At 46.5% G+C, this 11,040-nt stretch carries 11 protein-coding genes; 8 read left to right on the top strand and 3 right to left on the bottom strand.

What is annotated here, in order from left to right; translation table 11 throughout:
• Window positions 1–11: 11 nt before the first annotated feature.
• The 8 genes from ccsA to Q0314_RS00510 are packed head-to-tail and all read left to right on the top strand — an operon-like array spanning window position 12 to window position 8,115.
• Window positions 12–2,696 carry a cytochrome c biogenesis protein CcsA gene (gene ccsA / locus Q0314_RS00545; protein ID WP_298055328.1) on the top strand — a complete coding sequence of 895 codons (2,685 nt, stop codon included), beginning with the start codon at window positions 12–14 and terminating at the stop codon, window positions 2,694–2,696.
• A gap of 11 nt (window positions 2,697–2,707) precedes the next feature.
• Window positions 2,708–3,553 (top strand): tetratricopeptide repeat protein, encoded by an 846-nt coding sequence (locus Q0314_RS00540; protein WP_298055327.1) that lies wholly within the window; start codon window positions 2,708–2,710, stop codon window positions 3,551–3,553.
• Window positions 3,554–3,567: 14 nt separating this feature from the next.
• Window positions 3,568–4,704 (top strand): nitrous oxide reductase accessory protein NosL, encoded by a 1,137-nt coding sequence (locus Q0314_RS00535; protein ID WP_298055325.1) that lies wholly within the window; start codon window positions 3,568–3,570, stop codon window positions 4,702–4,704.
• The gene (locus Q0314_RS00530) at window positions 4,701–4,889 is read left to right on the top strand and encodes a hypothetical protein (protein WP_298055323.1); all 189 of its coding nucleotides are present in this window, start codon (window positions 4,701–4,703) and stop codon (window positions 4,887–4,889) included. The genes Q0314_RS00535 and Q0314_RS00530 overlap by 4 nt, the downstream gene beginning before the upstream one ends.
• Window positions 4,879–5,988 carry an FtsX-like permease family protein gene (locus Q0314_RS00525; RefSeq protein ID WP_298055318.1) on the top strand — a complete coding sequence of 370 codons (1,110 nt, stop codon included), beginning with the start codon at window positions 4,879–4,881 and terminating at the stop codon, window positions 5,986–5,988. Before Q0314_RS00530 ends, Q0314_RS00525 begins: the two co-directional genes overlap by 11 nt.
• The gene (locus tag Q0314_RS00520) at window positions 5,985–6,659 is read left to right on the top strand and encodes an ABC transporter ATP-binding protein (RefSeq protein WP_004321767.1); all 675 of its coding nucleotides are present in this window, start codon (window positions 5,985–5,987) and stop codon (window positions 6,657–6,659) included. Before Q0314_RS00525 ends, Q0314_RS00520 begins: the two co-directional genes overlap by 4 nt.
• Window positions 6,656–7,609: a hypothetical protein gene (locus Q0314_RS00515; protein ID WP_298055316.1), complete on the top strand. Its 954-nt coding sequence runs from the start codon at window positions 6,656–6,658 to the stop codon at window positions 7,607–7,609. Before Q0314_RS00520 ends, Q0314_RS00515 begins: the two co-directional genes overlap by 4 nt.
• Window positions 7,606–8,115 (top strand): hypothetical protein, encoded by a 510-nt coding sequence (locus tag Q0314_RS00510; protein WP_004321763.1) that lies wholly within the window; start codon window positions 7,606–7,608, stop codon window positions 8,113–8,115. Before Q0314_RS00515 ends, Q0314_RS00510 begins: the two co-directional genes overlap by 4 nt.
• Window positions 8,116–8,481: 366 nt before the next feature.
• Here Q0314_RS00510 and Q0314_RS00505 read toward each other — a convergent pair whose 3' ends face one another.
• The 3 genes from Q0314_RS00505 to Q0314_RS00495 all read right to left on the bottom strand — a co-directional run.
• Complete coding sequence (locus Q0314_RS00505; protein WP_298055314.1) at window positions 8,482–9,255, bottom strand: pseudouridine synthase; 774 nt, start codon at window positions 9,253–9,255, stop codon at window positions 8,482–8,484.
• A gap of 1 nt (window position 9,256) precedes the next feature.
• Window positions 9,257–10,216: a KpsF/GutQ family sugar-phosphate isomerase gene (locus tag Q0314_RS00500; RefSeq protein ID WP_298055312.1), complete on the bottom strand. Its 960-nt coding sequence runs from the start codon at window positions 10,214–10,216 to the stop codon at window positions 9,257–9,259.
• Between the two features lie 9 nt (window positions 10,217–10,225).
• Window positions 10,226–11,040 (bottom strand): ribonuclease J (locus Q0314_RS00495; protein ID WP_298055311.1); only part of this gene is annotated, 815 nt, incomplete at its 5' end.

Genomic DNA, 11,040 nt, shown 5'->3' with positions numbered 1-11,040 from the left:
GCGCGCTAAAAATATTAAAATTTTTCATCTCTTACAAGTTCGCGCTCTGCCTCCTCTTTATCCTAGCCGCAGGTGCCGGCGTCGCAACCTTTTTAGAGAGCATTTACGATACGCAAACGGCTAAAATTTTAGTCTACGAGGCGCGCTGGTACGAGTGCGTCATGAGCACGCTCGCGCTTTGCCTGCTCGCTATCATCGTAAAAACCAAAATGTGGCGCCGATTCGGCTCCTTCGTACTTCACGCGGCATTTATCGTTATCTTTATCGGCGCGGCTTTGACACGCTATCTGGGCGCCGAGGGCGTACTGCACGTAAGAGCGGGGAAAAGCGAAAACGAGATGGTGAGCGTCAAGCCGTTTTTGCAAATACGCACAAAAGACACATTTTTCGAGTATCCGCTAAATTTAACCCAAATCGGCGATAATAATTTTAACTTCACGCAAACCATAAACTCAAAAAATTTTACCGTCAAATTTGACTCCTATAAACCTGCACCCAAAGGCGAGCGAGGCACTCTCGTAGTAAAAGCCGGCTTTGAAGGGCAGCGCGAACAAACAGCCAAAATCCACGGCGGCGTAGGCTGGCTGGGCGAGCCTAGTATGCTAAATTTTGACGGCGAGGAGATAATGCTAACCTGGGGCTCAAAGCTAGTTAGCTTGCCGTTTTCGATAAAGCTTATTAAATTTGAGCTTGAACGCTACCCCGGCTCGCAAAGCCCGTCCTCATACTCTAGCGACGTAGAGGCATTATCTGATTCGGGAGAAATTTTGGCAAAGTATAAAATTTACATGAATCATCCGCTAAATTTGCAAGGTTTTAAGCTATTTCAGTCCTCCTACGACGCGGACGAGCAAGGCACGGTGCTAGAGGTCAACCGCGACCCGGGCAAAATCCCGACCTATATCGGATATTTCTTACTTTGCGTCGGAGTCATTGGCAACTTTTTTACTAAAAATAGCCGATTTTTAAAGCTCATAAATTTCATCAAAAATAGCCGATTTTCTCTCGTCGCGGCCTTTATCGCGCTTGGTTTTTTAAATTTTAACGCAAACGCGGCCGAGCAAAACGAGAGCGAAATTTTAAAAACTTTCGCCGCAAACACCGCCGCTCACGCTAACGGCGAATTTGCAAAGCTTCTCGTACAAGACTACGCGGGCAGGATAAAGCCGCTCAGCACCGAAGCGGGCGAAATCGTAAATAAAATCTCCGGCACAGACTCGCTTTACGGTCTAAGCGCCGAACAAATCGTGCTTGGGATGAATCTAAACCCCGCGCTGTGGCAAGAGATCAAAATCGTCAAAATAAAAAACGGCGAGATAAAAAAGATGTTAAATTTGAGCGGAGATTACGCGAGTTTCAGGGATGCGTTTGACGCAAACGGCGAGTATAAACTAGCCGCGCAGGTCGAAGCCGCAAACGAAAAACCTCTATCAAAACGAGGCGCGCTCGATAACGACCTCATCAAATTTGACGAGCGACTAAACATCGCGTATCTCACGTTTAAGGGCACGTTTTTTAAATTTATCCCGGCAGCAAACGACCTGCAGCACGCATGGCTATCGCCAAACGACGTCTTTAACGACGAGCGAGTCGCTCTGGAAGCAAAAAACATGCTAAACGACTATCTCATGGGTCTGCAAGAGGGTATCGCGGATAATAACTGGAGCAAGGCCGACTCCGCGCTAGCTGCGCTAAGAAACTATCAGCGAACGGCTTCGGAGGAAATTTTACCTAGCGTTAGCAGGGTCGATACCGAGGTGTTTTATAACCGCGCTTCGGTGTTTAAAAAACTGGTTTATTTCTACTGGATTTTGGGCTTTGCTGCGCTTTTACTAGGGCTTGCTTCGGTGTTTTTATCTAGAAGGATTTTACCGCTTGAGCGAGCGATTTTAGCGGCGTTTGCGCTAGGATTTGCCCTGCATACGGCGGCTTTAGCTCTGCGCTGGTACGTCTCAGGACACGCACCTTGGAGCGATAGCTACGAATCAATGATCTACATCGGCTGGTCCGGAGCGCTAGCGGGGATGATATTTTTTAGGCGTTCGTTGCTTGCGCTTGCGGCGGCCGCGCTGCTAGCTGGCATCGTGATGCTGGTGGCGCATATGAGCTTCGTAAATCCGCAGATTACCAACCTTGTGCCGGTGCTAAAGTCGTATTGGCTCAGTATCCACGTATCGGTTATCACTGCTAGCTATGGATTTTTAGGCCTTGGTTGCGTGCTGGGTCTTATCGCGCTAGGGCTTATGGCGTTTAAAAACAAAGCAAACGAGGCGAGGCTAAACGAGCAGATCAGATATATCGCAGCGATAAATGAAGCTAGTCTAATCATAGGTCTTTGCTTGCTAACGCTTGGAAATTTCTTCGGCGGAATCTGGGCAAACGAGAGCTGGGGGCGCTACTGGGGCTGGGATAGCAAGGAGACGTGGTCGTACGTATCGATCCTAGTTTACGCGATCGCGCTACATCTGCGCTTTATACCAAAGCTAAATTCACTCTACGTATTTTTGATCGCATCGGTGTTTTCTTACGCTTCGATCGCGATGACTTATTTTGGCGTAAATTTTTACCTAACGGGCATGCACTCTTACGCTAGCGGAGATTTGCCGCCGGTGCACATTAGCGTCTATATCGCGCTTGGCTGCATGCTTTTGATAACCGCGCTAGCCTTTAGAGGGCGTGACGTAAAAACGATTTAAAAGGAGAAAAAATGTATAAAAAACTACTAGCGGCGGCGGTTTTATGCGCTAGCGCAAACGCGGGCTTTATCCAAGAGGGCATGCAAGCCCAGCAAAGCGGCGACCATAAAAAGCTGATAGAAATCTACGAAAAAGCCTGCCACGAGGGAAACAAGGCTTCTGGCTGCTACAACCTTGCCGTGGTATATTTCGAAGGTACGGGCGGCGTGGAGAAAAATTACGAAAAGGCGATAAATTTATACCAAAAAGCTTGCAACGCCAAATTTGCGCTTGCTTGCAATAACCTAGGCTACATCTACGAAAGCGGCAACGGCGCAACTCAGGACTTCGCTAAAGCCGCTGCGTACTACGAAAAAGCCTGCCAAGACGACGAGGGCTGCACCGCACTAGGGCTACTTTACGCAAACGGAGCGGGCGTCAAAACCGATATCAAAAAGGCGATCTCGCTCTACACCAAAGCCTGCAACTACGGCGATATGATGGGTTGCAATAACCTAGGCTACCTACACCTTGAAGGCATGGGCGTAGAAAAAGACTACGCTAAAGCAAAATCATTTTACGAAAAGGCCTGCGCGGGCGGCGTGGGTATCGGCTGCGACAACCTCGGCTTTTTGTATGCATTCGGCCAAGGTACGGAGCAAGACTACGCCAAAGCTAAAGAATTTTACGAAAAATCCTGCAACCTAAACTACGACAAAGGCTGCAATAACCTAGCCATAATGTACGCCGAGGGCAAAGGCGTCGCAGCCGACACTGCTAAGGCTAAAGAGCTCTTTGACAAAAGCTGCGCAAAGGGTCTAAAAGTCGCATGCGAGAATGCGGAGTTTTTAAAACCGGAAACAAATAAAACTAAATAATTTAAGGAGATAATATGATTTTACGTTCTATTTTGGGTTCGGCGCTGCTGGCGGCGCTACTTTTCGGCGCCGAAGCAAACGAGCAAGCCGGCAAGATGAAGCCGATGTTTCAAAGCGTAGATCCAAGCAAAGCTACGCTCGTAGGAAGCGGCGAGGATAAAGAGTACTGCGCCGTTTGCGGGATGAATTTGGTTAAATTTTATAAAACCAACCACGTTTATAACGGCAAACAAGTAGCGTCGCTCCACTGCTTATACGAGCTCACGGAGGGCAAAATCCCAAGCGACGCGCAGGTCGTCGATACGAAAAATCTAAATTTGATCGATGCAAATAAAGCCTTTTACGTCGTCGGCAGCAAAATAGGCGGCACGATGACTAGAAACAGCAAATACGCCTTTTCAACCGAGGCCGACGCGAAAGAGTTCCAGGCCGAAAACGGCGGCGAGATAATGGACTTTGCCAAAGCATACGAGATCGCCGGACAGGACTTTGAAGGCGATAACAAGATGATCAAAGCTAAACGCGAAGGCGGCGTTTACGCGCAGGGTAAGGAATTTTACGAAGCAAACTGTGAGAAAGTCGATCCAAAAAGCTTTAAAGCCATCTCAGAGCTAAAAGCTCACCTCAAAAAAACATGCGACGCAAAGGGCGCTAGCAAAGCTCCTGAGTACGACAAGCACCTACAAGCAGCAGCACTTTACCTATGGGACGCTCCGGCAAATTTAGGCACGAGCGATCAAGCCTCAAAATCTAAACAAAAAGCGCAAAAAGCCGAGAGAATCGTCGTGCCAAAAGGCGCTCGCTGCCCGGTTTGCGGTATGCTAATCGGCAAAAACCCGCAGTGGGCGACGATGATGAAAACAAGCAAAGAGGAGCTTTACTTTGACGGCGTCAAGGACATGATGAAGTATTATTTCGAAAAAGGCAAAAAGGACGATCAAATTTACGTTAGCGACTACTACAAGCTAAACAAAATCGACGCCAGAACCGCCTACTACGTAACCGGTTCAAACGTACTCGGACCTATGGGTAACGAGCTCATACCGTTTGCAAACGAAGAGGACGCTAAGACCTTTGCCAAAGATCACGGCGGCAAACAGATCGTCAAATTTGACGAGATCACGACTCTTTTAGTAGAGAGGTTGATGTGAGACTCATCTGCGTTTTAGCGGGCTTTTTTGCGATCCTTTACGTTTGTATCGGGGCGCATTATCTGGGCTTTGATAGAGCCGGCAAGGAAGCTCAGCTAAATTTGATCCAAAAATCCGTCAAAGACGCGCAAATTTCGACGAATTTTATTTCAAAAGAGTACGGGAAGTTTATCTATGCCGAGTAAAAATTTTATCGATTACGCCGTTACGCTGCTCTATAAAGACCGCGCCGATCACGCTTTTAGCTTTTTTATCTTCGCTTTTATCGTGTTTATCTTAAGCGCAGTTCTTTTCGTCTCAAGCTCCATCCAAAGCGACCTTACAAATTTGACCCGCTCAAAACCCGAAGTCATCGTCGAGGCTCTGCGCGCGGGCAAACGCGACCTGATGCACGACGGTTATATCTACGACGTCTCAAAGATCCCCGGCGTTGCTAGCGTCGAGGGAGCGGTCGAGGGAGAGTATTATTTCGCGCAAAAAAGAGTCTGGTTTCACATCGTCGGCGATGAAAATTTGGACGAAAACGAGATGATCGTGGGCGAAGGCGTTAAAAAAGAGATGGCGGAGCTTTATTACGAGGACGTTTTTAACTTTTTAACCGAAGAAAAAATGATCCCGATGAAGATCAACAAAACCGCGCCGCATGAAACGGGCATCGTCTCAAATGACGTCATCTACATGAATCCAGCCACCGCGCGCGAAGTGCTAAGCCTTAAAGAGGGCGAATACACTAGGCTCTACGTCGAGGTGCCAAACGTAAACGAGATCAGCGAAGTGGCCCTAAAGATCCAAAACGTCTATCCAAACACCGAGGTTACGAGCATCGAGGACGGAGTAGCCAAAATAAGACACCTTTACTACTACAAAGGCGGCATTTTCATGGTGCTTTACGTCGTGGCGATGGTTTCGTTTTTCATCCTGCTGAAAAATCAAATTTCGCTCGCTTACGGCGAGAAGAAAAAGGAGATCGCGATATTGCGCAGTATCGGCTTTAGCGTGAGAAACATCATCGCACTTAAATTTATCCAAAACATAGTAGTTTCTTTTAGTGCCTATTTGCTAGGCGTTGCGGGAGCCTATATCTACGTGTTTTTATTCGGCGCGCCGTTTTTACGCGATATATTTTTAGGCAGCGAGGTGGCGAATTTCACGGATTTCACGCCGATCATCGACTTTAATATGCTGTTTTTGATCTTTGTTTTTAGCGTGATTCCGTTTTTGGCATTCGTCATCATCCCGTCGTGGCGCATAGCCGTTAGCGACATGAGCGAGGCTGTAAAATGAACGCGATAGAAGTAAAAAATCTCTGTAAAATTTACAATCAAAATAAACCCAACGAATTTCACGCGCTGAAAAATATAAATTTGACGGTAAAAAGCGGCGACCTAGTCATCCTAAAAGGCGTTAGCGGTAGCGGCAAAAGTACGCTACTAGGCATTCTAGGCGCGCTTAGCAAACCAAGCAGCGGCGAAGCGCTGATTAACGGTCGCAACGTCTCAAAGCTGCCCGATATCATGAGTTCAAATTTTAGACACAGCGAGGTCGGGTTTATATTTCAGTCCTTTAACCTGATCGAGGGCCTTAGCGTCTATCAAAACGTACTGGCGCCGCTAAGCCTAACAAGTCTTAAAAAAGCCGAGCTAAATTCGCAAATCGATCGCGCGCTAAATCTCGCCAACATCGCGCACAAAAAAGATCAAATAATCTCAAAGCTAAGCGGCGGCGAGAAGCAAAGATGCGCGATAGCAAGGGCTCTAGCGATGGATCCTAGCGTCATACTAGCCGACGAGCCGACGGCAAATTTGGACAAGCAAAACTCGCTTATTTTTATCGAAATGCTAAAAAAATTTAAAGAGCTAAAAAAGACCGTCGTCGTCGCCACGCACGATATTTTATTTGACGATCTGGACTTCGTGGACGGCTACGTGAGGATGCAGGACGGAGAGATGCTGTGAGCGTATTTTTATCGGACGTTGTTATCGCGTTTTTGCTAATCGAGCTCATCATCATCGTGCTGATGGGTATTTCGCAGTATTTCGTCGTGCGTATCATGCGGCTATGGGACTTTAACTCGACGTCAAATTTACAATACGACCTTGAAAAACGCAACTACCTCGTAAATACGATTTTGTTTTTCGCCGTAGTTTGCAAGATCGTTTTGTTCGTATTTTTCGCGCTATCTCTAAACGAGCTAGCAGACGTAGTGCCGGGTGCCATGTGCTCCGCGGGCGTCATCGGCTCAAACGAATTCGGCGGCATTTTGCTACTGCTAAAACTGCTACTTATCTTTGGCTTTGGACTGTGGCTTATCATAAATTCGCTTGATTTAAAGGCGACGAATTTCCCGTATTTAAAGCGAAAATACGTCATCTTCACCGCGCTTTTTATCGGCGTTTTGGTCGAATTTGCTACTGAGATTTTGTTTTTTAGCAACGTGCCGTTAAAGGTGCCCGTCTTTTGCTGCTCGGTCGTGTTTCAGGCGCCAAAGCTACCGTTTGGCTACACGAAGTTAAATTTGGTCATATTTTACTACGCCATTTTTGCGGTCATTTTGACGCTAAATTTACTCAAACAGACGATGGCGAGCTTTGTTTGCAACCTGCTGTTTTTATTTATTGCATACTACGCGATTACTTATTTTTTCGGGCTTTACGTCTACGAGCAACCAAATCACAAATGCCCGTACTGCATGCTAAAGGGCGAGTATTTTTACGTCGGCTACCTCATCTGGGGCTCGCTGTTTTTGGGTATTTTCTACGGCATATCGGCGTTTTTGGTGGAGCTAATCGTGAAAAAACCTTACGAGCATTTGCTCAAAATTTCCTCTTTTTGGCTGGCCGTAAATGCTCTTGTTTGCAGCTTTTTCGTCGCTAAATACTACCTTTTGCGAGGAGTTTTATTATGATAAAGCAAATTTTCGCCGCCGTGCTACTCATCGGCGTGGTGGCGCTGCTCGCGTTTTCGGTGGATACTAGCGAGGGCAAGATCGTCGTTCGCCACGGCAACGTAGAAAAAAAGCCGCTAGAAATCGAGCTTAACAAATACCTCTGCTTTGAGAGCAAGGTTCTCATCAGCGACCTAAACAATACGGCTCAGGCTGTGATGCCAAACGGCGATACGTACTTTTTCTACGACATCTCAAACTCGTTTACGTGGCTAATGCGACAAAAAAACAAAGATGATATCGTGCTATGGGTCTATTCGCAGGACACCAGCCGATATATCCTAGCTAAAGACGCCTGGTACTCGCGCGTAGACATCACTCCGATGGGATACGGTATCGGCGCATATGAATACCACGTTTACGGCATTAACGATAACTATTTCGAGGATGTCATGCTCTACGCCGCACGCGGAGAAACGCTGATAAATCCGCTGATTTTTATCTTGCTTTCGGAGAATAAAATTTAGCTTTTAAAGCCTGTTTGTTTTTTATTCTCCTAAATTAGCTCTACAAAGTAAAATAGTTAAATTTGACGGATTTAATTTTAAATTTACCCACATTTTACGGCTAAAATTTAGTAAAAAACTTAATAAGTCTCCTCATAGTTTGTAAATTTGACGTCCAAACAGGCGTTAAACGTTGGTAAATTTACTGCTACGGGAGATGACTTATTAACGGTAAATGTTGCAATTTGATCTTTGTCGGTTAAATTTGCACGTATTCCAAAAATTTGATCAATTTTTCCGCCGGTTTGAAAATTTGATGAATTATTGGCTAACGTTAATTTTTAACTATGAATTTTACATAATTAATCGCTAACGTTTTATAAAAGGTTAGTACCTAACGTTATTTACCTTTAGAAAATCTCTCAGCGCTTCATATTCGCTATTTTCAAAATATCGCCATTTGCCGGGCTTTAGCATACCAAGATCTACGCGCCCGAAACTAACGCGCTTTAGATCCATCACCTCAAGGTCGAAATATCCGAAAAACCGGCGTAGCTCACGGTTTTGTCCTTCGTTTATCACGACTTTTAGCTTCGTGAAGCCGCCGCTCGAGCCAAAAATTTTATAGTTCAAAAAGGGCTTAAATTCCATTGATTTTATCGCGGTTTTAGCATGTGCGCCCTTGGTAGCGTCCGCAGCAAAAAATCCCTCATTCATCGCCGTTATCACCTCGGGCGTTACCTCACCTTTTACTTTTAGGTAGTATTCGCGCTCTACGTCGCTGTTCATCAGCGCGGTAGCGATCGCAGGAGCGTCCGTTAGCAAAAGTAGCCCCTCGCTAGCGTAGTCAAGCCGCCCGATACTAACAAATTTAGCAAACTGTCGGTCCAAACTATCATAGATCGTTTTACGTCCGCGGTCGTCTTTTTTACTAACCAGCTCGCCTTTTTGTTTGTGATAAACGATCATCGTAAATTCTTTTTTCAGCCTTACTATGCGGCCGTTTATCTTCACTTTATCCTCATCGCTAACGCTAGTAGCTAGCTCGCTAACGACGCGGCCGTTTACGCTAACTTTGCCCTGTTTTATGAGCTCGTCAGCCTCTCTGCGCGAATAACTCGTGTTATGCGATATAAATTTATTTAGTCTGCTTTTTTGCATTTTATAGTCCTAAATTTGCAAGGTCGTGTATGTGTAAAACACCGACCGGAACGCCGTTTTCTACGACGGCTAGTAGCTGGATCTTGTAACGCTCGATGAGCGCTAACGCATCTATCGCTAACATCTCTTTATCATTTAGCTCTTTTGGCTTTAGCGTCGCGTATTTGATCGCAGCGTCGTTTAGATCAAAGTCCTCTCTCATCAGCGCACGTCTAAGATCTCCGTCGCTTAAAATCGCGTCTAAAACGCCGTCTTTATCAACGATCAAAACAGTACCGAGTTTGCCGTGCGTCATCGTGTCGATCGCCTGCTTTAGGCTCGCATTCCAGCGGACTATCGGTAAATTTTCGCTTCTCATCACGTCTTTTACTTTTAAAAACAATCTCTTGCCGAGGCTTCCTCCTGGATGAAAATTTGCAAAATCCTCTTTTTTAAATCCTCGCTTTTCCATCAGACAAACGGCTAATGCATCGCCCAAGGCTAACGTTAGCGTCGTCGAACTAGTCGGTGCAGCGTCCAACGGGCAAGCCTCCTTACTAACGTCAAGCTTCACAAATGCGTTGCTAAATTTACCCAGCGTGCTAAATTTATCCCTCGCCATCGCAACTATCGGTACGCCGAAACGCTGCACGTGAGGCAGGATTTTGGTTAGCTCCTCGCTCTCGCCGCTAAAGCTGATGGCTAGTAGCGTGTCGTCCTTACCGATCATACCCAGATCGCCGTGCATCGCCTCGGTCGGATGCATGAAAAAGCTAGGCGTACCAGTGCTAGCAAGCGTCGCGGCGATCTTTGCGCCGACGTGTCCGCTCTTGCCTACGCCAGTAACCACGACTTTGCCTTTGGTTTTGTATAAAACCTCAACCGCTTTTTCAAATTCGCCGTCTAAAATCTCGGCATTTCTCGTTAGCTCGTTAGCTTCCGTTTTTAGCACGTTAGCGGCTATTTTGATTGTATCGCTCATTTTGCGCCCTTACATCAGGTATATGATCGGCACTATGGTCGGATACTTTTTGACTTTTCTAAATATATGTTTGCGGATGACTTGGCGCACCTGGCCTTCGAGCATCCTGCCGTCTTTTAAAAGCTCCTCTTTGACGTTGCTTAGATACTGCTCCAGCACGCCCTCCATCTCTTTTCTAAACTCGCCGTCTTGCTTATCGCCAACCAGACCGTAGCTGATAACGCGAGGTTTATTTATGAGCTTAGCGCCGTGGCGGGAAATTTGCGCGATGATCATCACGACGCCCGCTTCGGCCAAATTTTGCCTATCGATCACGACGTCGTCTGAAATTTGCTTGTTGATTTGGTTGTCGATAAAGACCTTGCCGGTTTTTACCGTCTTGGCGCGCTTCATATATTTTTGACAAATTTCTATCTGATCGCCGTCGCTCATCAGGTAGATGTTTCGCTCATCTACGCCACATGCCACGGCCGTTTCTTTATGCTTTGCGATATGGTTGTACTCGCCGTGGACGGGAAGGAAAAATTTAGGCTTTATTAGGCGCAGCATCAGTTTTTGCTCCTCTTGTGCGGCGTGACCGCTCACGTGTATCTCGCTAAAGTCCTGATACGCGACGCTAGCGCCTGATTTGATGAGGAAATTTAGCACCGTCGATACGCTGCTTTCGTTACCTGGGATCGCCTTTGAGCTGATGATAATCTGATCGGTCGGCTTTATTTTGATGTATTTGTGCTCATCCGTAGCCATGCGGTACAGCGCACTCATCGTTTCGCCCTGAGAGCCGGTGGTGACGATCAATACTTCGTTATCTTTAAATTTGCCGA

Source organism: uncultured Campylobacter sp. (assembly GCF_938040115.1).
Lineage (GTDB): Bacteria > Campylobacterota > Campylobacteria > Campylobacterales > Campylobacteraceae > Campylobacter_A.
Note: the sequence above shows the minus strand (reverse complement) of the source record. Positions and strands in the feature narration are given on the sequence as shown.